Origin of the sequence: Paenibacillus sp. GXUN7292, from assembly GCF_050864975.1 — a bacterium.
In the GTDB taxonomy this organism is placed as follows: Bacteria; Bacillota; Bacilli; order Paenibacillales; family Paenibacillaceae; genus Pristimantibacillus.
On sequence record NZ_JBOZWO010000008.1, the window covers coordinates 1 to 23,225 of the forward strand.

Below are 23,225 nucleotides of genomic sequence, written 5' to 3' on the forward strand. Positions count from 1 at the left end.
AACAGAAGCGCTTGACAGGTTTCGTTCATATCAGCGCTTCTGAGCTTCGTTAGAACTTGGCGAGAGTCTGAACACTGCGCGTGTCCAATACGCAGTAGGTCCAGAGCATCTGAGCAATCAGCGACCAGATACAGCACCTAGGTACCACTAGATACGCGCCTAGGTATCACCAGATACAGTGTCTAGGTACCACCAGATACGCGCCTAGGTATCACCAGATGCAGCGCCTAGGTACCAACAGATACGCGTCTAGGTACCACTTGATATAGCGCCTAGGTACCACCAGAATACAGCGCCTCAGGTATCACTAGATATAGCGCCTGGATGTCACCAGATACTGCATCCGATACCGCGCTAGAGACCCGGCAGCATCCAATATCAGTTAGCAGCCATTGCTACCCAATGTCCTTCGTTAACCTGAACGAAGCTGGACTGCTCCAGCCCGTAAGGGTCTGGATGCGAGTTGTCTTGCAGCGGCACAAGTTTTTTCTTCGCTTCAACTTTAGGGTCAGGAATTGGAATCGCTGCAAGCAACGATTGAGTATAAGGGTGGATCGGGTTGGCATACAGCTCCTCGCTCTCAGCCAGCTCGACAATTTTTCCTTTATACATGACTGCCACTCGATCGCTTATATGCTTAACCATCGACAGGTCATGAGCGATAAACAGATAGGTGAGGCCGAGCTTTTGCTGCAGGTCCTCCAGCAGCTTCACGATTTGCGCCTGGATCGATACGTCCAATGCGGAGAGAGGCTCGTCGCAGACGATGAATTCCGGCTCGACCGCCAATGTTCTAGCGATGCCGATCCGCTGGCGCTGTCCGCCGGAAAATTCATGCGGGTATCTGAGCGCATGGGAAGCATTTAGCCCTACCATCTCGAGCAGTTCCTCGACTCTGCGCTGGCGTTCCTGCTTGCTGCCTGCTAATTTATGAACATCGAGCGCTTCTCCGATAATGTCGACAATCCGCTGTCTTGGATTAAGGGAAGCATACGGATCCTGAAAAATCATGCCCATATGTCTGCGCATGACCTTCATTTCTGAACGGTTAAGCTGCTGAAGCGGAATGCCTTTGTACAGCACCTCACCGCCTGTTGCTTCGTTCAGTCTGAGAATGGCTCGTCCCGTTGTAGATTTGCCGCTGCCTGATTCTCCGACTACGCCAAGCGTTTCGCCTGCTTTTATTTCAAAGCTTATATCGTTAACGGCTTTAATAATTTGACCCTTGCCCAAATCGAAATGCTGCTTCAAGGAGCGAACCTGCAGAAGCGGGACATCGTCCTTCTCAATAACAATGTTAGGAGCCTGCTTCGGTTTTTTCTTCTCATCCAAGCGGGGCAAGGCATTGAGCAATTTCAACGTGTAAGGATGCTTTGGACTCGCGAATATTTCTTCCGTCGTCCCGGTTTCGACTATTTCGCCATCCTTCATGACGACGACACGGTCGCACATGCCGGCTACTACGCCAAGGTCATGAGTAATAAGAATAATAGCAGTGCCAAGCTTCTGCTGCAGCTCCTTCATCTGATTCAAAATTTGGGCTTGAATCGTTACGTCAAGCGCAGTGGTAGGCTCGTCCGCAATAAGAAGCGAAGGACGGCATGCGAGCGCGATCGCAATCATAACGCGCTGGCGCATACCGCCGGAAAATTCATGCGGATATTGCATATAGCGTGCTTCGCTATTCGGAATGCCGACCATTTTGAGCATCGCGATCGCTTCTTTACGAGCTTCCTTCTTGTTTAGCTTTTGATGCTTGATCAGGCTTTCTTCGATTTGTTTGCCTATGCGCATCGTTGGATTGAGCGAGGACATAGGATCTTGAAAGATCATGCCGATATCCTTGCCGCGAATGCTTTCCATCTCTTTATCTGATTTGAATGCCAGGTTCTGGCCGTTAAAAAGCACCTCTCCGTTTTTAACCATGGATGGCGGTGAAGGCAACAAGCGCATAATGGTGCGAGCGGTAACGCTCTTCCCGCTGCCTGATTCTCCTACGATGCCGACAGTTTCGCCCTTGTGAACCTCGAAGCTGACATTGCGGACAGCCTCAACCTCATTCTCATGAGAGAAGAATGAAACGGATAGGTTATTCACTTGCAATAATTTGTTCATATCGTCACCCACATCGTTGTTTATTGATAAATCGTAAAGCTATATATTTCGATCAAGCCGTTTGTCTTTTGAAAGATACGGCGTACTTACCTATTTACACTTACTTTATATTGTACAATGAATGAGCAATTGAGCCAAACAAAGTTTAAACATAATCCCACCTCTCTATTTTAAAAACATACTATACAGATGGGAATTATTCAATTGAAATAAAAGGAAACATCATTTATTCATCCGCGCTTTTACAGAACGAGCATACTCTGTAGGGCTCATGCCGTTTTCCTTTTTGAAAACCTTGGAAAAATAATGAATGCTGGCAAAGCCGAGCAGCTCGGAAATTTCCGTCAGATTATAGCAATCTTCGCGAATAAAGGCTTTGGCCTGGCGAATACGAGCCTTTGTAATATAGGCAACAACCGTACAGCCCAAATATTTGCGGAACAAAAGCTGCAGACGAGTGCGGCTGACAAAGAAATGACTGCATATATGGCCAATCGTAATAGGCTGGCTTAAATTCGCTTCAATATAGCTGCATATATGCTGAACGAGCGATTCTTCGCTATTTTCCCGTGCTGCCGTACTGAGGGTAGCTGCAGCATCCTCGGAGCGGTGCATTCTGCGCAGCAGCGAAATAAGCAAAATTTCCAAATAACAGCGAAGCAGCTGCTCGCTGCCGGGGATAGCGTCAGAACGCCGCTGCAATGGATGCTTAAATGGATATTCAAAAGCATTTTGCCCTTCGTTCATCATTTGTACAAGAAGCTTGCGTTCTTCCTCACCAAGCTGAATGACTTTATTCTCAAATCTTTGCATGGCGATGCTATGGCAGTCAAAGGTGAACACAATGACATTCGGAGCGATGCCATCAGCTGCGTGAAAGCTATGAAATTCATTGGGCTTATGAAAAATAATCGAGCCCTGCTTAAGAACATGCTGCTCATCATCTGTGCGCACTTCAATTTCTCCGCGGTCGACATAGAGCACCTCCCAAAAATTATGGCGCTCCCCTCGAAAAACATAATTTTTGCCGAATTCGAAATAGTAGAGGGTAATCAACTGCTCAATTACAATCGTTTGCTCAAGCAATGTTCTTTGCAAAGTATCAGGGTTATAGCCAGAACTTGTCATATCCGTCTTCCTCCATTACCCGCAGGCGTAGCAATAAAACAAATAACTGTGCTTATTGTACAAATCCATTTGAATCGATCCTTATTATACTACTGTTATTCTACTATTTATTATAATCATTGGGGAGTGACTGTTTTGAATATCGGAGTAATTGGCTTAGGGTCTCGGGCACAAGGGGTATTGAGCTTTATTCAGAAGGCGGATAGTACTTGCAAAATAGCGGCGATTGCCGATCCGGGCAAAATGCAGGAGCAAGCCCAGAATCCATCAATAAATTATTACGAAAATGCTGATGATATGCTGCAAAATGAGTCTTTGGACGGCGTATTGATTGGCACTCGCTGCAATCTTCACACCGAGCTGGCGATGAAGGTATTGCCGACAGGCATTCCATTATATTTGGAGAAGCCGGTATCTACTACAATGGAAGATCTTCGCAAGCTGAAAGCTGCCTATGAGAAGCATCCATCACCGAGTCTTGTATCCTTTCCGCTTCGTTTTACGACGATTGTGCAATTAGCAAAAGAAATTATTGATTCCGGCAAGATAGGAACGGTAGAGCATGTGCAGGCTATTAACAACGTGCCATATGGAGGCGTGTATTTTCACAACTGGTATCGTGATGAAAGTATTACAGGCGGTTTATTTTTACAAAAAGCTACGCATGACTTTGACTATATCAATGCTGTGCTGGGCATGCAGCCAGTGGAGATTTGTGCGATGACCTCCAAGCAGATTTTTAAAGGAGACAAACCAGCGGGCTTAACGTGCAAGACGTGTGACGAAAATCGCACATGCGAAGAAAGCACAGCCTTCGATCCTGATTTGGCCGACGTATGGACGCATTGCGCATTTGGCGAGGACACAGGCAATGAGGACTCGGGCAGCGCATTGATCCGCTATGAGTCGGGGATGCATGCTTCGTATTCCCAGAACTTTTTTGCAAGGCGGGGAGCGGGGACGAGGGGCGCCCGTTTTCTTGGATACAAGGGTACATTAGAGTTTGATTTTACGACAGGGAAGCTGCAGGTTTTTATGCACCATACGCCACGTGTTGACACGTATCAGTATGAAATGAGTGAGGGGCATTTCGGCGGGGACGACGAGCTGGCTCGTAATTTTATTGAAATGATGCAAGGGAAGGCGGAATCAAAAGCTTCGCTGCAAGAAGGTTTGACTAGCGCGCTCATGTGCTTGAAAGCGAAGGAATCTGCAGAAACGAGACAGTTCTGTAAAATTGAATGGTAAATCAAGGATATGATAAAAAGGCCAGGCAATATGCAGCAATGCTATTGCTTGGCTTTTTTTGATAGATAGGGAGGTGTAGGTTTTCAACGTATACCTGTTCCTATATTTTTGATTCTATAAATTTCTTAGATATTAAAAGGAAAGTATATAACTAAATGATATCTCTATGGAATGAAATATTGTATAATGAATGATATGTTGCACAATATAAGTATAGTTGACATTTTTCGACCGCTACAATAATATCTAGTATATCGATCGGAATTGTATATTTAATTTTATAAAGGAGCGGAACCCATTGAGCGGACAAGCAGCTAGTAGTTTTAATCTAATTGAATCAATTTCAACCGTATACCGCAAAATGCTAATGCATCCTACCTATCGATTTTTTCTGCTCTTGGCCGGCGCGCCGGTTACGATCATTGTTTATTTTATATATTTATACCGCAAATCAAACAACGGCTATACTGAAGCTGCCTCTAAAAAACGTGAAGCCATGCTTGCCGAAGGGGTTATGGACAGGCTGCTGGCTGAAGCGCGCGGCCAATTGACGCGCAAGCATCGTTTTTTTAACCAAAAGATAAGTTCAGATCAGCTCGAGCGGGAAGCTCGCCGATTAGCGGATAAAAAATTTGATGAAGAGCTCTCGGCAGCATTAAAGCAGCAAATTGTAGAAGGCAAAATAGACAAGGTAACCTTCGGAGATGCTTTTGAAGCATTGATCAGCAATCCCTTGATGCTTGCACTTTCTATAATAATAGGCTTTCCGATGTACATATTGGAATGGATTTTTTCTAATCCGTTTTCCAAGTACATTTTTGAACGTTTGCTTATGACTGTATTTGTCATTTTCGGCGTAGCTTTTTTTGTGTTTACGATTCTATATATTTCACCGATGAATCCTGCAGCCAACCTGCTTGGCGAAACGGCGACGAATGAGCAGATTGCAGCATTTAATCATCTTTACGGGTTGGACCAGCCTTATCTGGTTCAGCTTTGGAACAATTTGAAAGGAATACTCACCTTTGATTTAGGCAGGTCGTTTGCGGGTAATGAACAGGTGACAACCGCAATTGCCAATAAGTTTCCCGTAACAATTACGCTTACTGCAATCGCAACATTGCTTGCCGTTATAGTTGCACTTCCTATCGGCATTATTTCAGCTACTAGATCCAATTCCTTTTTTGATTACACGTTTATGTTTATTGCCTTGTTAGGCTTATCTATACCAAACTTTTGGCAGGGCTTAATTTTTATACTTAACTTTTCAATTAAGCTGCCTTGGCTGCCTGCCACGTATAATCCGAACAATTGGCTTTCGGCTATTATGCCGATCGTTGTATTGGGTACGGCGCTGACAGCATCCGTATCGAGGATGACTCGCTCATCGACGCTGGAAGTTATCCATGAGGATTATATTACGACAGCCAAAGCGAAGGGCCTTTCCAGAGGACGAGTCCTTTGGAAGCATGCTATCGGCAATGCGCTTATTCCAATTGTTACCGTTATAGGCTTGCAGTTCGGCATTATGCTTGGCGGTGCCGCTGTTACGGAGCAGGTGTTCAACGTCAGCGGTATTGGAAGCTATATTGTAGTGAAGCAGTTTATTCCCGATATTCCTGCTGTGATGGGCGGGGTTGTATATACAGCGATAACCATTTCGATCGTTAATATGTTTATTGATTTGCTCTATGCTTTCTTTGATCCAAGAATCCGTTCCAAAATGAAACAATATTAAGGCAGGTGCTGCCCGTGGCAACTCTTTCATTAGAAAAGCAAGAGATACAGTTCCGAATAAAATCATGTCAAGAATACGCGCAAGCTAGCTTTGCCGGAGTTGTAACCTTGGCCTTGGCAGTCGTGCTGTTAATAAGCAGCTATTCACTGGAAACAGGACAATTCAAACCAATTGCACTTATTATTAGCGGAGTATATTTCGTATTTGCGCTGCTGCAATTTGGGGTATGGTTCAAAATCCGGACGGACTTGATCCGCCGCGGCGAGCTGAGCCGTTCAACACGCAGTCTCGGCTATGTCCTGCTGCTTAGCTTGCTGTCAGCGAATGTATTTATTGCGACAGCTGCTTTTCAGCTGATCAAAAAGAACAAGAGCGCGCTTTACACGCTTGCCGTGTATACGCTGCTTACAACAATTATTGTCTTTGCTGTATCTGCGCTTAATTTATTCAAGCCATATGTGGCTGATTGGTTTTTGATAGGCATGTTTCTATTAATTTCTGCCGCCGTGCTGCAGCTAATCAGTTTAATTATTGTTGCTAAATATGCGCATTTGCCAGTGATGCCGCGTTGGCTTTATTTCGTAGCCGCCGTATTAATATTAACCGCTGCAATCGGCAATTTGTTCGCTCTGTTTTTAGGCATACTCATTATTTCGAAGCTGCGCGACAAGGATCATACATCAGGCTCAAAACTTGGCGAAGTTATTGAGCAAATATCGAGAAGCTCCACCTCGATGCTGGGCATGTTTTTCATTTTATTTCTTGTTCATTTGGCGATATCCAGTTATTTGACGTTTGATTATGATATGGCTATCGTCAATAATTACAGTGCCATTTTGCAATCTCCGAATTTAACCTATCCGCTTGGTACGGATAATTTCGGCAGAGATTTATTTTCCCGAATCGTATTCGGTGCTAGAATATCGCTCGTTGTAGGCTTGCTGTCAACGCTTATCCCATTTGTAGTCGGGGGGCTGCTGGGCGTTATTTCTGGGTACTATGGACGTCAGACAGACAACATTATTATGCGGCTGCTTGATATTTTGTACGCTATTCCTGGTATATTGCTTGCTATCGCGATTATCGCAGCATTTGGAGCTAACACATTCAATCTGATTATGGCGCTTAGCGTAGGGTCGATCCCGACCTTTGCACGTACGATGAGAGCGAATGTCATGCTCGTATCCACCCTTGAATATGTACAAGCCGCGCGTGCATTCGGCGCAAGCGATATGCGCATTATGTTTAAGCATGTTGTGCCGAATTCATTGGCTCCAATGATCGTAAAGTCCACTTTGACAATAGGTACCGCCGTCATTGCCACGAGCAGCTTGAGTTATTTGGGACTTGGCGTTGAGCCGCATATTCCAGAGTGGGGGAATATTTTGAAGCTGGGCAGCGCATATTTGGAATCACATGCTTTTACAGCGATCTATCCCGGCCTGGCGATTATTGCATTGGTGCTTTCGTTCAACTTTTTGGGCGACGGGCTGCGTGATGCCCTTGATCCAAGACATGATTAGACTGCAGCTGTACAGGCAAAGTTATTTTCTAAATATAAGAAAGTATAAGATTTTTCCCTATACCTGTTCTTATATTTCATCGGTAAACGCGCTTGTCCAAAGGACGGCGATAAACGTTTATCCTTGCATCCGTGTATGAACACGAATTCGTACACGAATGGGAATTAGCATAAAACAAAAAAAGATTAACGGAGGGGTTCATCGTGAAGAAGCAAAGAAAGCTTATAGCTCTGCTGCTGTTAAGTATCGCCATTATGCTTAGCGGCTGCAAAGTAACAACAAAAGGCGAGGTTAATGAATCGCCGACTCCAGATGGCGGCAAAGAGGTTGTTACCGACAACAACCCGGTAGAAATTGAAGTGCTTGGCATGAGCAGCCAGCAAGATGATATTAATATCATTCGCGACCAGCTTGCCAGAAATGGCTTCACTGTAAAGCTGAACGTACAACCGGATTACGGCACGTACAAAGCTCAGCAGGATGCAGGAAACTTTGATATTTCTGTTTCCAGCTGGACAACGGTAACAGGCAACCCGGACTATGCCGTTCGTTCCTTGTTCAAAACAGGCGGCGACTACAGCATTTTGGCTGATCCTGAAATTGACAAGCTAATTGACACTGCAGGCACGCAAACACCTGAGCAATACGGCGAAACTTATAAGCAGTTCGAGCAGCAGCTTGTGCTGGACAAAGCTTATATCGCTCCTATGTATATCTCAAGAAAAGCACAAGCCTTCAACAAAGAAGTGTTGAATCCTGCTTCTGTACGTATTTCCAAATCCCGTTCTTTGCCTTGGGAAGAGGTTGATTTCAACGATACAAGCAAGCGTGACACACAAGCGATAGTGTTCCAGTCGACAATACCGGTATTGACTTCTTTGGACCCAATCAAAGGTAATGACGGCTCCATCAACATTATTAACACGAACCAATATGTACGTCTTGTTAATCTGACGGATGATGACAAGGTTACTTCAGAAGGCTCTCTATCGTACAATCATGCGATTGCAGAAGGTAATTCCGAGTACTACTTTATTTTGCGTGACGACATTAACTTCGCCAAAATTGAAAACAAAAAGGTCGCAGATTCTGGCGAGCGTGTAGGCGCTGACGATGTTATCTTCTCGCTTGATCGCGCAAAAAATAAAAACTCTGTGCCAGATCACCGTACCTATACCTTGCATGAGCATATCAAAACAGCAGAGGTTGTAACTGATGTTGCTGCGCTTGACGCGATTAAAGTATCCGGCAGCAGCGAAACTGTAAAGTCTGCGCTTGAAAAAGGTCTGGATGCCAAAATTACTGAGCTTGTTTCCGATAAAACGCAATCCAGCAGTAAAGTCGGCAAGTATCAGGTTGTAAAAGTGACAACAACACAGCCGTTCCCGCAAGTATTGAACTACCTGGCTCACCAATCAGCAGGTATCGTATCCAAGCAGCAAGTAGAAAAAATCAACACTTATGAGGTTGATAAGTTCGATATTAACAAAGACATTCCTTACGGCGACCAAAATACCGTAACAGAAGGCAATGCTTACAACAACACTTTGTATACAAGCGGTCCGTACATTTTGTCCCACAAAAATGATTATGAGGCTATCTTCTACAAAAACCCTGCTTACATGAAGGGAACTAAGCATGAGCCAAAAGTCAGCACGATCAAAGTACGTTTTATCAAGGATGCTGACAGTAACTTGTCCGCACTTCGTGCCGGCGAGATCGATCTGTTTTACGGTATTACAGAAAATAAATACGATACGATCAAAGGCGACAGCAAGCTGGAGCTGCAATCTATTCCAAGTAATGCTGTATCGTACTTGCTGTTTAACACAGCTAACCGTCCAGTTGCAAAAAGTGTAGATCTGAGAAAAGCTGTCCTTTATTCCATCAACCAGGATGACTTCATCGCATTCTATAGCGGCAATAAAGTAAAGGCTATGACCACTCTTTCTCCGCTTGTAAATACAGGTCTTGAAGTTAAAGCAGATGCAGCTAAAGTAAAAGAGCATCTTGCAGCTTATAAAGCAAGCAAATAAATTAGCTTAGTGTAAAGGGACTGTAGCCTGTCTGCCGATGACTGGGGCAGTCCCTTTGGCTATAGAAGGAAGGACTTATACATGACAACGAATCAAGCAAAAGTAAAGCTTTCGCAATGGGATGCGATCACACTGGAAACCTTGCGTGTTCATGGGTGGCCGGCCGACGAGCTGATCAGCCGTGTACAAGCAGGCGAACTGCCTAAGGATGAAACCAAGTTCCAAGTGAAGTATGAGGAATTGACCAAGCTTGCTAATGAGCAGCCGGAGTTGTTCGAGCAAGCGGTTAAAGAAGGATACCAGATTAAATTCAGCACGCTGCGCGGTACACACAGCTGGATGCTGCTTGCTTTGCAAAAGGAAGGCGAGCTGCTGCTCGAGCCAGGCAAGGAGGCTGTTCATATTGCTTTGACTGAGGAAGAAAAAGCGAAGGTTGAGCAGACGTTATCGATCGGCTGGCATGTTGTGGATCATGATGCTGTTGAGGCGGCGGATGGCAAGAAGGCATACCGCATTGAGCCGATCACTCGTGGGGTATAATCCAGGCCGCTGAGGTTACCTACAATGAATCGAAATGGTCACACGTTCCGTTATTTGCGTCAAAACCGTCATTTTTTTAATTTCGCGGTCACACAATCCGCTATTTGGATCAAAATGGGACTTTTTCTGCGATTTATGGATCAATAACGGAACGTCTGTCACTTTGCCGCCTAAAAACTATGATTTTGAGCGTAATAACGGAACGACTGACCAGCTAGGGAGGAAAAGGCACAAGCAACCGTTAGGGATGCTGGCTGCAATCAAGTCGGACTTAAAAAGTTGGTTGTCCACAAGTAATCGACACTCTTTTTCATTACTGCTTCAATTTACAAGAGTCCCAGGGCATGCATCGCAGCCTTGGGACTTTTTCTATAAGATTTGCGCTCTACTGATAAGTTTTTTGTATATTAACAGTTAACGCACCTACCCAAAACATGTAGCTTCTTCTCCTTGCTTAGCTGCATGTTTTTTTATGAGTTTTTATTGCTTATCTTTCCCTTATACTGCAGCGGACTGACGCCAAACTGTTTTTTGAACATAGCGCAAAATTGCGGCGTGTTGGAAAATCCGCATTCCAGTGCGATGGTCGTAATGGATTCACGGCTTTCGGCAAGCAGCTGCTTTGCCTTTTTAAAACGATGAAGCATAATGTATTGCATAGGCGAGTAGCCGGTGTTCTCTTTAAAAAGATGGCGGAAATAATCGTAGCTATAACCGTGCGTCTCCGCTAGCTTCGGTAAATTAATTTTGTCTGCTGCGTACTGCTCAATATAGCTTTTGGCGTAAAGAAGCTGATCTTCCGGCTCCGCATGCTGCAATTTCTCTCCTGATATTTTGCCAATCTCAACAATTAATTCTGTTAAATAGCAACGGAGCAAAATCGGCGAAAAGCTGTTTTTTCGCAGCATTTCCTCACCGAGCTTGTGCATCAGCTGCTTGATCGGCGCGTCCCCTGGCTCTGTATACACATGATTGCGCAGCGCAATCGGGTAATTGTTATAGGAAAATACGAGGAAGTGCACCTCGGTAGCCGATTCACGATATTCATCATGAGGGCAATTTGGCTCGATAACAGAAAATTGTCCTGCTTGATAAGGGTACACTTTATCGCCGATCGTTGTTCGCCCGTGTCCGCTTGCATAATAAACCAGCTCATAGCCATTATGGCTATGGAAATCAATATAGCTCTTTTCCTTCCTCGTATCCTTCGTAAAAAAATCCAGCTCACATTGAATATTCATAATAGCCTCCCCAGGAAGTGGCGTGTTTCAAAAAAGCCGAAAAGTATAATTTATTCTCCGAAAGATTATATAGCAGATGCCAATAAAATGGTAGATTAAAATAAGCATATTCCGTAATTTAATTATTAAAAACGTTTAAAGGAGAGGGCTGACTATGAAACAGCTGTCCGGTTTAACAGAGGAGCAGCGTTTGAAAAGATTAAATCCGCCGCAGGGAAAAATAAGCATGGTGCTTGATACAGATACGTTTAATGAAATTGATGATCAGTTTGCTATCGTGTATACGCTGCTGGCTAAGGAACGTATTGACCTAAAAGCGATATATGCGGCGCCTTTTCATAACTCCTTGTCCGACGGTGCAAAAGATGGCATGGAAAAAAGCTATGAGGAAATTCAACATATACTTCACCGCATGAATGTTTCAGATCATAATTTTGTTTTTAAAGGGTCTGAGAGCTTTATGTTGAAGGAGAATGAACCAATTGACAGCGCAGCCGCGCGAGATTTAATTGCAAAGGCAAAAGAGGCCAGTCCCGAAGCGCCGCTTTATGTTGTGGCCATTGGGGCGATTACGAATGTAGCTTCCGCCATTTTGTTAGCGCCAGAAATTATTAATCATATTGTCGTTGTTTGGCTAGGCGGACATGCGCTGCATTGGCCGCAAACAAAGGAGTTTAATCTGGTGCAGGACGTTTGGTCCGCCAGAACGGTGCTGGATTGCGGTGCTCCGCTTGTGCTCATTCCATGTGCAGGTGTCGCTTCACATTTGATTACAAGCCTGCCTGAAATTAATGAGTATGTTAAGGACAAGGGGGCTATCGGACAATTTCTGGCGGAGCGCTATGAATCGTGCGCTAACGATCATTTTGCCTATTCTCGTGTCATTTGGGATATTTCAGCTATCGCTTGGCTGCTTCAGCCTGAAGCAGTGCCTACTGATATTGTTCATAGCCCTGTTTTAACGGATCAGGTAACGTGGAGCGTTGATCACAGCAGGCATCTGATTAGAGTTGCAAATTTCGTTAACCGTGATATGGTTTTTAAAGATTTGTTTGGAAGATTGGATGCTGCATACAGGGAAGGCAAGTTATAATAAGGTACGTGTTAAGTTTGTTTGTTCAACTTTTAAAAGTACATGAGGAGCAAAACTTGTGATGGGAAAAACGCCTGTAATTGCCGTGTTAGGCAGCTTAAATATGGATATTGTAGTAAAAAGCTCAAGATTTCCGGTACCTGGGGAAACGATATCTGGTCAAGAGGTGCATTTTGTTCCGGGCGGCAAAGGCGGCAATCAAGCGGTCGCGGCTGCTCGTTTAGGCGCAGAAGTGCGTATGATTGGGTTTGTAGGAAATGATTCGTTTGGTGACGATTTGCTGCGTTCGCTTGCAGAGAGCGGAGTGAATACAAATGGGGTTCAGCGAGCACCGTTTGCTACAGGCATTGCTTCCATTGTTCTGGCTGACAACGACAATCAAATTATTGTTGTGCCAGGAGCTAATGGCTATTGCTTGCCTGCCAATATTACTGATTTGGAAGAACAAATTGCTGCAGCGGATATTTTGCTGATGCAGTTGGAGGTGCCGTTAGAAACGATCTGCTGTGCAGCTGAGCTGGCTAAAAAACATCATAAAACGGTTGTGCTAAATCCTGCGCCTGCTATGAAGTTGCCTGATGAGCTGCTGCAGCTCGTTGACTATATTACACCGAATGAGACTGAACTATATGCTTTGACTGGGCTGAAAGCAGATGAAGCATCGCTTGAAGAGGCGATTGATTCGCTGCTGGCACAAGGTCCTGGCTGTGTAGTTGCTACACTTGGAGAAAAAGGCTCGATCTATAAGCAGAAGAACAAGACTGCGCTGCGCATGGCAGCTTATCAGGTAGAAGTGGTCGATACGACTGGTGCAGGCGATTCGTATAACGCCGCTCTTACATTTGGCATTGCTTCCGGTTATGATGAGGCAGCTCAGCTGCAGCTTGCCACTAGTGTATCCGCACTGGCTGTGACACGCTTCGGCGCGCAGCCCGGCATGCCGACGATGGAGGACGTGCAGCAATTTCTGGGCAACAATAATGAAGAGAGAAATTACAATTTCTCGGGTTGATAATGCAGGAAAGACCACATAAATAGCAGCATCGATTGCTTTGGATAGTCTTGCAATTTTTGTTCAATCGGCCTCCACTCGAAATGACGAGTGGGGGTTAATTTGTTAGTTTGGAGTTAGTGCCGGGGCGAAAAATGACGGATCAGAAGTAAGATGAGGGGTCTTTAGTCTCGCTAAAATAAAAAATATTCCCGGAAGTAGGAAGGAATAACCAGAAAAACATCGAATTAAGTGTACGTCAGAAAAAATCGAAAAAGGCAAACCCACTGAAAAGTGGCGACGCAAAGCTACAGGGGCTAAGGTCTTAGAAACTATGCCTGCCAGTTACCGTAAACGTGGAAAGTCAAACCTCCGTTTTCGGGGGTTTTTATGCATTTTTTTGAGCATACAACGGAAGGTAATGAGCACGGCTAGACATCCAGGAGGGAACAACGAAATTGACAAGTGAAAAAAATCGCATCATGCTGTTATTGACAGTGATCGTTCTCATTGTATCGATTATTGTGCATTTTCTCCATCGTTTTTTCAGTATATCCGACTATTGGTCAGGAACTCATGGGATTCATTTTGATGAACAAATCAGCTTGGTCACTAATATGTTTTTGATCGCCCCCGTTATATTTTTTACAGCTGCGCTGGTACTCTTGCGCACAAATCGAGATCATCCCTATGTCCCTTTAATGAATACACTTGCCATTACTTTCAGCAGCATCTCTATGATTGCTGGCGGGGAAGGGATGGTCGAGTATCATTTTTCTATATTTATGGTCCTAGCCATCGTAGGGTACTATGAAAAAATTACTCTCATTGTGATCATGACTGTTTTATTTGCAGTACAGCATATAGCGGGATATTTCTTTTTGGGTGCATATGTTTATGGAGTAACGGAATATCCGTTTTCCATGGTGGCAATTCACGCCTTATTCTTAATTGGAACCGCGGGCGCTATCATGTGGCAGATCATGCACAAAAGAAGGCTGCAAACGGATCTGGACGAAAAAGTACATAAGCAGCAAATTTTAAATGGCATCATGGAAAGGCTTTCTTGCAGTGCAGATAAGCTGTTTCAGGCTGCGTCGCAATTGAACAGCAATTACGAATCTAATCGGCGAGCCATTAAAGGAATGGTCAAACATATTCAAGACATTTCAAGCGGCGCCACAACACAAAAAAGACAAACCGAGGAAAGTTCATTGGCTATTCAGGAAATCGCCTCCGGTGTTCACCAGATTGCGGAAACATCGCGTACAGTTTCCGATATTTCCATAAAAACAGCAAACGAAGCCACCGAAGGAAATATTATGATCAATAAAGTTGTTGAACAGGTGCTGCGAATTAGCGAAAAGGTCACTATATCTTCTGAAAAAATAAAAATGTTGAGTCGTCGATCTGAAGAAATCAAAGGAATGGTTCATTTCATCACCCAAATCGCCTCCCAGACCAATTTACTTGCTTTGAACGCGGCGATTGAAGCGACAAGAGCCGGCGAAAATGGCGATGGATTTGCTGTAGTTGCGCACGAGGTAAGGAAATTGGCGGAGCAATCCGTAGATGCGGCGAGTAAAATTACGGGGATTATCAATTTTATCCTAGAAGACACAAGCGTTTCATCTGATTCGATGGATCAGGTGATACAGGAGATGCAAACCGGACTGGAGATGGTGCATCATACAGGCAGGGCATTCGGTATAATCCATACTTCAATCAACGCAGTTGCAGATCAAATTAAACATATCTCAATGTCTTCCGGAGAAGTATCCGCTTCAGCGCAGCAAGTCACATCCACCGTCTATGAGATGGCTCGATTTGCACAAACCGTCACAGAAAACGCACAAAATGTTGCCGATTCTTCCGAAGAACAACTTGGTTCCGTTGAGGAAATCGCTGCATTAATCACTACACTTGGCGGCATTACTGAGGAGTTGCAAGAACTCATTAAAAAGACGGAAGAGCTATTGTAGAGTAGGACCCTGTATTTTGCTACAGTGCTGGAAGATATCTGAAGGCTGATGTCCAGCGCTGTATTGTGCACAAAAAATATCATAAATACAGTTACGTTCACATTTTGAAAAATAGCACCCTATAAAACTGCGGTATAGCTTGCATCTAATTCAAGCGCCTTACCCCGAGTAATACGGTTGCCAATCGGCTTGGGCATAGGCATGATCTTCCAGTCCTTTAATCTTGTAGCATACATTTCTGTGATCAAAAATGTACTGGTTGTCTTTGTACCGGAAATGCCTTTTTGGCGAAAAGCACTGGGCCTATTTTCCGAAAGCGAAAAAAAACGGGCATTAATGGCTTTGGATCAAGCAGGTATTTTGGAAAAAGCATATGTGCGTGTGGATCAGTTGTCCGGCGGGCAGCAGCAGCGTGTTGCTTTGGCAAGAACTTTGGCGCAAAATCCACGCATCATATTTTATTGTAGAGTATGTATCGAATCGGATTCGCAGCAAATTAATGAGAGGGTAATCAGGGTTAAAATAAATAGTGTGATTTCACAAATACCTCTGCAGTATACAGCTTTTTTTTAGGCTGTTACTGGGAGGTGTTTTCTTTGTTTGAAGGCAGGAAATGTTGAAATCAAAGATAGCAGAGGGAGAAATAAGTATAGATCCTGCCCGAATGAGGAATTTGTATTATTTTCTAAAAATAGGGTTGCAATATTAAAAACTCCGCTATATAATCCAACATAACCAATAAGTTAACTGTGGATTTACTGCATATTTAACTTCTTAGTCAACGAAGGGATGGTGGCAATGATGGATTATAAGTCTTGGGGAAGAACAGGGTTGAAGCTTTCGCACATTAGTTTGGGCACAATGGCATTCGGCCGCTGGATTGATGAGCTGCACTCTGCAGCTATTATAGACGCCGCGCTGGAAGGCGGCATAAACCTGATCGATACAGCCGATGTATACGGCAAAGGCATGGATAATGGCGATCTAAGGCAAACCGGTGAATCGGAGCAAATCATTGGCCGGGCTTTGAAAGGCAAGCGCCACGATGTGATTCTCGCTACAAAGGTGAAAAACCCAGTAGGAACGGGCATTAACGACAAAGGGCTGAGCCGTTATCATATTTTTCGGGCGTTAGAGAAAAGCCTGCAAAGATTGCAAACCGACTATATCGATATTTATCAGGTGCATGGCTTTGATCATGAAACACCGCTCGATGAAACGCTGCGTGCGCTAGATGATCTGGTGCGGGAAGGAAAAGTAAGATATATTGCCTGTTCAAATTTTGCGGCATGGCAGCTGGCTAAGGCGCATGGCCTCAGCGCGCTGCACGGGTTTAGCAGATTTGAAGGCATTCAATCGGAGTATAGCTTGATCACTAGAGATATTGAGCGTGAGATCGTACCTTTTGTACAGTCAGAAAAGGTGGGGGTTATGGCTTATAGTCCGTTAGGCAGAGGTATTCTGGCAGGAAAATACAAGCAGGATGCACCGCCGCCGCCTGATTCGCGGCTTGCTGCTGGCGAGAAGCGGCTTGAGCTGCTGCTGAACAAAAGATCTGCTTATGATGTCGTCGAAGCTATACGTCCGCTTGCCACTCAGCGGGGATGGTCGCTCGCGCAATATGCATTGGCTTTTGTGCTGAGCCAGCCGGCTATTACTACTGCGATTGTCGGTGCTTCCAAGCTGGAGCAGCTGCAGGAAGCCTTGCACCTTGTTCAGTCTGGTGAATATCGCTTAAGTGAACAGGAGCTTCATGAGCTACTGTTGCTAACAAATAAATGACAAGTAGGTCGAAAAATTATATTTCATCTGGGAACTGCGCGTCTTCAGGCAAAAATGCCGAGAGACGTTTCTATTTACGAAAAAACTAAGTTTTCATATACGAAAAGTTTGATTAGGAGGATTATTCATGACGAGTCAATCAAAGAGAGAACTGCATTTAGGATTGTTTTTATTTTCGACAGGTTATCATCCTGCCGGGTGGAGATTGCCTGAGGCGATTACAGATGGGGCGTTTGACAACAAATTTCTGAAAAGGGTAGCTCGCAAGCTGGAGGAAGGGAAATTCGACTTTTTCTTCCTTGGCGACCGGCTCTCTTCGAGCCCTGAAATGCAGCATCAGTTTCCTTCCCAGATGATTCGTCTGGAGCCGTTTACGACACTGTCCTATCTGGCTGCGGCAACCGAACAGCTCGGATTGATCGTTACGGTGAATTCCACCTATTCAGAGCCTTATCATATTGCACGCATGACGGCATCATTGGATCATATTAGCGAAGGAAGGCTGGCGCTTAATATGGTCACGGGAGCTGATCCTAGCTCTGCATTCAACTTCAGCAGAGAAAAGCATTGGGATAATGCCAAGCGCTATGATTATGCGGAAGAATTTGTAGGGGTAGTGAAGAAGCTGTGGGATTCATGGGAGGACGAAGCGCTAATTCGCGATAAAGAATCCGGTTATTTTGCGGATAGTGAAAAGGTGCATCGGCTGGATCATAAGGGAGACCATTTCTCGATTGCCGGTCCGCTTAACGTGGCTAGGCCGCCGCAAGGGCAAATTCCATTGCTGTCTGCCGGTACTTCCGAACGCAGCAGGCAACTCGGAGCTGCCTATTCCAGTGCGATATTTACTGGCGATATTTTATTTGAGGAAGCTAAGAAATTTTATGCCGATATGAAAAGCAGGCTGCGCGATTACGGACGCGAGCAGAATGAATTGTTCGTACTGCCCGGTCTGTCACCGCTCGTAGGCCGAACCGCTGAGGAAGCGCGCGCCAAATATGCGGAGCTGAATTCGCTGCTGGTCACTAACTATGACTTAGGCCCATTATCGCAGCGTATTGGCATTGATCTAAGCGATTATCCGCTGGATGGTCCGCTGCCAGACCTATCGCTGTCTACTCAATCCGAAGAAAAGGTTAAACAATTAGTGGGACTTACTCAAAATGCTGTCGGTTATGAGGATATAACGGTACGCGACTTATTCCATTATTTCTCGGCGACATCACGCGGACACTTGCTTCTTGTAGGTGATCCTGTACAAATTGCCGATGAAATTGAACGCTGGTTCGTGAACGAAGCTGCTGACGGGTTTAACATTTGCCCGCCTTATATGATTGAAGCGCTGGAGCTGTTTGTTGACCTGGTTGTGCCGATTTTGCAGGAGCGCGGTTTGTTCCGCAAGGAATATACAGCCTCCACCTTCCGCGGCCACTTCGGCTTGTCGAAGCCGGCTAATCAATTTGCAAAGTAGGGAAGCGCATCATGAAAAAGAGCAAAAGAAGCTGGTTTAGCGGTATACGCATCGGACAGATTGCGCTGCTGCTAGCTGTGCTTGGCTTATTGGAGTTTGCAGTCAGGCAGGGGATAGTCGGCAGATTATACTTGTCGGAGCCGACTGAGGTACTGAAGCATATCGGGATACTATTCGGCAGCGGGCAAGTATATGAGCATATTAGGATTACACTCACAGAGTTTTTAACAGGATTTTTGCTATCTTCATTATTAGGTATTGGAACAGGGATGGCTTTAGTGCTAATAAGAGGAGCAGAGGAGTTTTTTAGGCCGTTCCTTTCCGCTCTTATGGCGATCCCAAAAGTTACTATTATTCCGCTGCTTGTGCTTTGGATTGGTATGGGCGTAACCCATAAAGTTGTCGTTGTATTTTTATTTTGCTATTTTACGATCGCCTTCAATACCATTACCGGAATTAAGCAAACGGCTGACAATCATTTGAAAGTAGCTAGGGTGCTGGAAGCTTCCCGTGCTCAAACGATCTGGAAAGTAATATTGCCTTCAGCAGCGCCGACTATATTTGCTGGTTTGCGAGTGGCAGCGGCGACGGGACTTGTCGGGGCATTGTTCGGAGAAATGATTGCATCGCAAGCTGGCCTTGGCAACATGCTTGTCCAGGCTACTTCACTATACGATACGGTTAAGGCATTTTCCATTATTGTGATCGTGACGGTCATCTCTGTTTTTATTATATGGCTGATCGATTTGCTGGAGAAAAAGGTTGTGTTGCGCTGGAAATCCACGTTGTAGCGGGGCGGCTGGCAGGGCAGGCATGCGTGTGCGCATTAAAAAGAGAGAGAACTGGGCATAGAGGTTAGATAAGCGAGAGAAAGGGAGAGGAAAGGAATGAAGAAAAGGTCTGCAATACAAAGAAGAAAATTAAGCATTCTTATAAGCGGTTTGCTTACGATGATTTTGATTGCTGGGTGCGCCAGCGCAGGAAACAGCGGCAAGGGCAATACAGGCACAGGGGAAGCTGAGGTAGATCCGGCAAGCAAAAGCGAGCTGGAGTCGCTTATCAAAGTGAGGTATAACGCTTTTACAGGTGTGAGCGGGCTGGCCGTTCATTTTGGAGCGGAGAAGGGCTTTTTCAAAGAAGAAGGGCTTGATGTGCAATTTATTACGACGGATAATCCGGTGCCCGGCTTAACGAGCGGCGATATTGATATTGCGGATTTTTCGACGACTAGAGCGATTGTTGCTGCCGGCAAAGGAGCGCCATTCAAAATCGTATCCTCTCTATTTCGAACAAAGGGACCATTTTATTTGATAGCCAAAACAGATATTGCCTCAGTTGAAGATTTGAAGGGGAAGAAGGTTGGCGGCGCGGTATTCGGCTCGGGGCTGGATGCATATGCGCAAATTATTTTAAAAGAGCATAGGCTGTCCAAGGAGGACGTAACCTATGTGGCTAACGGTGTGCATGATGCAGCTTATGCTTCGCTTACTGCGGGCCAAGTGGATGCCACGATTATCCATGAGCCGTTCGTTTCCCTGGCTGAGAAGGAAGGCAAAGGCAAGCTGTTGGCTAAAGGCTGGGATTACTTGCCGAATTTCCATACGGGCGTTCTAGTTGCAAGTGATAGCTTTATCGCGAAAAACCCGGAAGCCATTGAAAAGCTGCTTCGTGCGTATTTGAAATCACAGGAGTATGCCAAAGCAAACTTGGATGAATATAAGCAGTATTTTTCACAGCATGTGAAGATCGATGCAGAAGTGCTTGACGCCATGTTCGAGCGTGAGGATGTGCTGTGGGAAAACAATTTGAATGTAGATCAGGCGGCGCTTCAAGAAACGCAGGAAATTCAAGTACAGCTTGGTTTCCAGGAAAAGGTTTACGGACTTGAAGAAATTTTAGATTTGCGATTTATTCCAAAGCAATAACGGATATCGATTCATTGCGGGGCAGGCTCAAATCTATAAGTAAAGAGCGATGGAGGTGTGACGATGCCTGGCTTTACAGTAGAAAATGTATTCAAAGTGTATGAAGGAAATCCGCCGGTTGAAACACTCTCCTCCATTCATTTGGCGATAGAAGACGGCGAATTTGTTACGATACTGGGCCCAAGCGGCTGCGGAAAGAGCACTCTGCTGGAAATACTGGCAGGGCTGCAAACACCTTCAAGCGGCATTGTGACGTTTGACGGTGTTCCTTTTAAAGGACCGGATAAGCGAAGAGGTGTAGTGTTTCAGGACCCCTCCCTTTATCCTTGGCGCACTATTGCCCGGAATGTCGAGCTGGGGCTGGAGATTCGCGGTGACAATAAAAAGCAGCGAAGAGAAACGGTGATGCAGGTGCTTGAGCTGGTAGGGCTGGGCGGCTTTGAAAATAAATACCCGCACCAGTTGTCTGGAGGAATGAGGCAGCGGGCAGGAATTGCCCGAGCGCTGGCCAACCGGCCGGAGGTGCTGCTGATGGATGAGCCGTTCGGTGCGGTCGACCATCTTACCCGCTTGCAGCTGCAGGATGATTTGCTGCGAATATGGGAGGAAGAGAAAAAAACGGTTGTATTTGTTACGCATGATGTTTCTGAAGCCGTGTTTTTGGCTGATCGAGTTGTGCTTATTTCGCCGAGACCGGGAAAAGTAGCAGCCCAATTCAAAATTACACAGCCGCGCCCGCGCAGGCGGGATGATTTGCAGCTGCATGAAATTCAGACACAAATCTATGCAGCTATTCATGATGTGAAAACGCAGGAAAACTTGGAGTTTACTATTTAGGTATTTAGAACAATAAGGAGTGGGCTGTTATGGCAGATCAAGCAATTGTAGATGTAAACTGGCTGCAGAAGCATTTAGTTGATGTTGTTGTGTTGGATGTTCGCTACTCCCCCAAGGAGCAACAATACGGCAGAGATGCTTATGAGAAAGGACATATACCTGGGGCTCAGTTCGTTGATTTCAAGCTTGCACTAACGGCACCGGCCCAGCAGTATGGCGGACGCAGTCCGCTTCCATCGCCCGAGCAGCTTGCCTTTACATTCAGTCAGTTAGGAATTGATGAACGAAGCATAGTTGTTGTCTATGAAGATACCAATGGACCTGCTGCTTCCCGTCTTTGGTGGGCGCTTCGCTATATTGGGCTGGATCGTGTTTTTGTGTTGGATGGAGGAATTACGGCTTGGGAAGAAGCGGGTTTTGCTTTGTCTACAGAAGAGCCGCAAGTGGAGGCTAAAATATTGGAGCTGCAGCTGCGTGACAATTGGCTGGCTAATGTACAAGATGTGCGTGCGGCAATTGCTGACGGATCAGCAGTGCTTATTGATTCTCGAGATAGAAGCCAGTACGTTGGCGAGACATCCCCATTCGATCCAGTTGCCGGACATATTCCAACCGCACGACACTACTTCTGGAAGGAAGCGCTGAATAAGCAGGAGCGATGGTTGTCGGCGGACCTGTTGCAGCAACGCTTCGGCGAGCTGAAGCCGGCAGGCAATTATATTGTGTATTGCGGTTCTGGCATTTCGGCTACGCCGAATGTTTTAGCGTTAAGGCAAGCGGGCTTTGAGAATGTGCGCTTGTATGCGGGAAGCTGGAGCGATTGGATTAGCTATGAGGGGAATCCGGTGGCGGTTGGGGATGAGGAGAAGGCGGAAAAAGAATAGCAGTTTTTACTCGATGAAAACATCGCCTTGCGGCTTATGAGCCGAGGCGATGTTTTTTTGCTTCGAAGTCAACAGGGAATCAACGCTTGTGCTATGAAAATACTTAATTGAAGCCTAGAATCCAATGCAAGCCTGTATCCGTCACCTGGCCTTGATGCATCTTACTACTTTGTACGAATTTTAAGGGCTCTACATGCCTAATCAACATTAACACTAAGAGACTCCAGAGGAGCGAACAACAACGAATTAACAACCGTGTTTACAAAGGATAGAAAACCATAATTTCCTGCTTTCGCACTTACAAATTATGCTATAATTAGACAGGCACGTGGAACGGCTTGCAAGGGTGGTCGGCTACCTCTTTATAGAAGGGAGGGATGCCCATGGAGGTTAAAGATGCTTTGACGTTAATGATCGGATTCGGTGCGCTAATTGTAGCGCTGCTGACGTTGGTTGTTGCCATCATTGCAATAGTTAACCAAAAGAAATAGACCGCCCCCCTGCAAGGAATGCGGTCTATTTCTGATCTCATACCCGAAGCCGACCGCCTTTGAAGCGGTCTACTGTGCTGCCGGAGTCGTGTTAGTGCACGGCTCCTTCTTTAGTTTTATTATAACGCCCCCTGTTTATACGCGCAACATACAGAATTATTGGTATTAAATTTGTATCGAAGAGAGGGGACTATCATGAA

General features: G+C 45.4%; 18 protein-coding genes, 1 pseudogene and 1 riboswitch. Of the genes and pseudogenes, 16 read left to right on the forward strand and 3 right to left on the reverse strand.

Features of this window, described 5'->3' with window-relative positions; all coding sequences use genetic code 11:
* Window positions 1-378 precede the first annotated feature (378 nt).
* On the reverse strand, window positions 379-2,115 hold the full coding sequence (locus ACRRU2_RS09260; protein ID WP_432500953.1) for an ABC transporter ATP-binding protein: 1,737 nt from the start codon (window positions 2,113-2,115) through the stop codon (window positions 379-381).
* A 222-nt stretch (window positions 2,116-2,337) separates the two neighbouring features.
* Window positions 2,338-3,243 (reverse strand): helix-turn-helix transcriptional regulator, encoded by a 906-nt coding sequence (locus tag ACRRU2_RS09265; protein ID WP_331700078.1) that lies wholly within the window; start codon window positions 3,241-3,243, stop codon window positions 2,338-2,340.
* Window positions 3,244-3,369: 126 nt separating this feature from the next.
* On the opposite strand from ACRRU2_RS09265, the gene ACRRU2_RS09270 reads away from it, so the two are divergent.
* From ACRRU2_RS09270 to ACRRU2_RS09290, 5 genes are all read left to right on the forward strand, one after another.
* On the forward strand, window positions 3,370-4,491 hold the full coding sequence (locus ACRRU2_RS09270) for a Gfo/Idh/MocA family protein (RefSeq protein ID WP_432500956.1): 1,122 nt from the start codon (window positions 3,370-3,372) through the stop codon (window positions 4,489-4,491).
* Window positions 4,492-4,852: 361 nt separating this feature from the next.
* Entirely contained in the window at window positions 4,853-6,229 is a 1,377-nt protein-coding gene (locus tag ACRRU2_RS09275) for an ABC transporter permease (protein WP_432501189.1), read from the forward strand.
* 14 nt (window positions 6,230-6,243) lie between these two features.
* On the forward strand, window positions 6,244-7,752 hold the full coding sequence (locus ACRRU2_RS09280) for an ABC transporter permease (RefSeq protein WP_432500958.1): 1,509 nt from the start codon (window positions 6,244-6,246) through the stop codon (window positions 7,750-7,752).
* Window positions 7,753-8,006: 254 nt separating this feature from the next.
* Window positions 8,007-9,788, forward strand: coding sequence for an ABC transporter substrate-binding protein (locus tag ACRRU2_RS09285; RefSeq protein WP_432501191.1), 1,782 nt, complete (start codon window positions 8,007-8,009; stop codon window positions 9,786-9,788).
* A gap of 81 nt (window positions 9,789-9,869) precedes the next feature.
* Complete coding sequence (locus tag ACRRU2_RS09290) at window positions 9,870-10,328, forward strand: hypothetical protein (RefSeq protein ID WP_432500960.1); 459 nt, start codon at window positions 9,870-9,872, stop codon at window positions 10,326-10,328.
* A 470-nt stretch (window positions 10,329-10,798) separates the two neighbouring features.
* Here the strand turns inward: ACRRU2_RS09290 and ACRRU2_RS09295 are convergent, their stop codons facing one another.
* A complete protein-coding gene (locus tag ACRRU2_RS09295; RefSeq protein WP_432500962.1) occupies window positions 10,799-11,569 on the reverse strand; it encodes a helix-turn-helix domain-containing protein in 771 nt (256 codons plus the stop codon).
* 154 nt (window positions 11,570-11,723) lie between these two features.
* Here ACRRU2_RS09295 and ACRRU2_RS09300 point away from each other — a divergent pair, with 154 nt between their 5' ends.
* The 11 genes and pseudogenes from ACRRU2_RS09300 to ACRRU2_RS09350 all read left to right on the forward strand — a co-directional run bounded on the left by ACRRU2_RS09300 (window position 11,724) and on the right by ACRRU2_RS09350 (window position 23,025).
* Window positions 11,724-12,662 (forward strand): nucleoside hydrolase, encoded by a 939-nt coding sequence (locus tag ACRRU2_RS09300; RefSeq protein WP_432500965.1) that lies wholly within the window; start codon window positions 11,724-11,726, stop codon window positions 12,660-12,662.
* A gap of 61 nt (window positions 12,663-12,723) precedes the next feature.
* Window positions 12,724-13,674: a ribokinase gene (gene rbsK / locus ACRRU2_RS09305; protein ID WP_432501193.1), complete on the forward strand. Its 951-nt coding sequence runs from the start codon at window positions 12,724-12,726 to the stop codon at window positions 13,672-13,674.
* A gap of 246 nt (window positions 13,675-13,920) precedes the next feature.
* Window positions 13,921-14,006, forward strand: a riboswitch (cyclic di-GMP riboswitch).
* Window positions 14,007-14,111: 105 nt separating this feature from the next.
* On the forward strand, window positions 14,112-15,635 hold the full coding sequence (locus tag ACRRU2_RS09310; protein ID WP_432500967.1) for a methyl-accepting chemotaxis protein: 1,524 nt from the start codon (window positions 14,112-14,114) through the stop codon (window positions 15,633-15,635).
* A gap of 195 nt (window positions 15,636-15,830) precedes the next feature.
* Window positions 15,831-16,091 (forward strand): annotated as a pseudogene (locus ACRRU2_RS09315) (ATP-binding cassette domain-containing protein); the annotation flags it as partial.
* A 345-nt stretch (window positions 16,092-16,436) separates the two neighbouring features.
* Entirely contained in the window at window positions 16,437-17,417 is a 981-nt protein-coding gene (locus ACRRU2_RS09320) for an aldo/keto reductase (RefSeq protein ID WP_432501195.1), read from the forward strand.
* 127 nt (window positions 17,418-17,544) lie between these two features.
* Window positions 17,545-18,888 (forward strand): LLM class flavin-dependent oxidoreductase, encoded by a 1,344-nt coding sequence (locus ACRRU2_RS09325; RefSeq protein WP_331700086.1) that lies wholly within the window; start codon window positions 17,545-17,547, stop codon window positions 18,886-18,888.
* 11 nt (window positions 18,889-18,899) lie between these two features.
* Window positions 18,900-19,679, forward strand: coding sequence for an ABC transporter permease (locus ACRRU2_RS09330; protein WP_432500970.1), 780 nt, complete (start codon window positions 18,900-18,902; stop codon window positions 19,677-19,679).
* A gap of 96 nt (window positions 19,680-19,775) precedes the next feature.
* A complete protein-coding gene (locus ACRRU2_RS09335; protein ID WP_432500973.1) occupies window positions 19,776-20,813 on the forward strand; it encodes an ABC transporter substrate-binding protein in 1,038 nt (345 codons plus the stop codon).
* 63 nt (window positions 20,814-20,876) lie between these two features.
* On the forward strand, window positions 20,877-21,650 hold the full coding sequence (locus tag ACRRU2_RS09340; protein ID WP_432500976.1) for an ABC transporter ATP-binding protein: 774 nt from the start codon (window positions 20,877-20,879) through the stop codon (window positions 21,648-21,650).
* A gap of 29 nt (window positions 21,651-21,679) precedes the next feature.
* Window positions 21,680-22,534 carry a sulfurtransferase gene (locus ACRRU2_RS09345; RefSeq protein ID WP_432500978.1) on the forward strand — a complete coding sequence of 285 codons (855 nt, stop codon included), beginning with the start codon at window positions 21,680-21,682 and terminating at the stop codon, window positions 22,532-22,534.
* Window positions 22,535-22,917: 383 nt separating this feature from the next.
* Entirely contained in the window at window positions 22,918-23,025 is a 108-nt protein-coding gene (locus ACRRU2_RS09350) for a putative holin-like toxin (RefSeq protein WP_331700091.1), read from the forward strand.
* The last annotated feature ends 200 nt before the right edge of the window (window positions 23,026-23,225 follow it).

Coding starts and splice junctions, on each gene's coding strand:
- ACRRU2_RS09260 (WP_432500953.1), bottom strand. CDS start 2,115: ATGAACAAATTATTGCAAGTGAATAACCTATCCGTTTCATTCTTCTCT.
- ACRRU2_RS09265 (WP_331700078.1), bottom strand. CDS start 3,243: ATGACAAGTTCTGGCTATAACCCTGATACTTTGCAAAGAACATTGCTT.
- ACRRU2_RS09275 (WP_432501189.1), top strand. CDS start 4,853: ATGCTAATGCATCCTACCTATCGATTTTTTCTGCTCTTGGCCGGCGCG.
- ACRRU2_RS09285 (WP_432501191.1), top strand. CDS start 8,007: ATGCTTAGCGGCTGCAAAGTAACAACAAAAGGCGAGGTTAATGAATCG.
- ACRRU2_RS09290 (WP_432500960.1), top strand. CDS start 9,870: ATGACAACGAATCAAGCAAAAGTAAAGCTTTCGCAATGGGATGCGATC.
- ACRRU2_RS09295 (WP_432500962.1), bottom strand. CDS start 11,569: ATGAATATTCAATGTGAGCTGGATTTTTTTACGAAGGATACGAGGAAG.
- ACRRU2_RS09300 (WP_432500965.1), top strand. CDS start 11,724: ATGAAACAGCTGTCCGGTTTAACAGAGGAGCAGCGTTTGAAAAGATTA.
- rbsK (WP_432501193.1), top strand. CDS start 12,724: ATGGGAAAAACGCCTGTAATTGCCGTGTTAGGCAGCTTAAATATGGAT.
- ACRRU2_RS09320 (WP_432501195.1), top strand. CDS start 16,437: ATGGATTATAAGTCTTGGGGAAGAACAGGGTTGAAGCTTTCGCACATT.
- ACRRU2_RS09325 (WP_331700086.1), top strand. CDS start 17,545: ATGACGAGTCAATCAAAGAGAGAACTGCATTTAGGATTGTTTTTATTT.
- ACRRU2_RS09330 (WP_432500970.1), top strand. CDS start 18,900: ATGAAAAAGAGCAAAAGAAGCTGGTTTAGCGGTATACGCATCGGACAG.
- ACRRU2_RS09335 (WP_432500973.1), top strand. CDS start 19,776: ATGAAGAAAAGGTCTGCAATACAAAGAAGAAAATTAAGCATTCTTATA.
- ACRRU2_RS09340 (WP_432500976.1), top strand. CDS start 20,877: ATGCCTGGCTTTACAGTAGAAAATGTATTCAAAGTGTATGAAGGAAAT.
- ACRRU2_RS09345 (WP_432500978.1), top strand. CDS start 21,680: ATGGCAGATCAAGCAATTGTAGATGTAAACTGGCTGCAGAAGCATTTA.
- ACRRU2_RS09350 (WP_331700091.1), top strand. CDS start 22,918: ATGGAGGTTAAAGATGCTTTGACGTTAATGATCGGATTCGGTGCGCTA.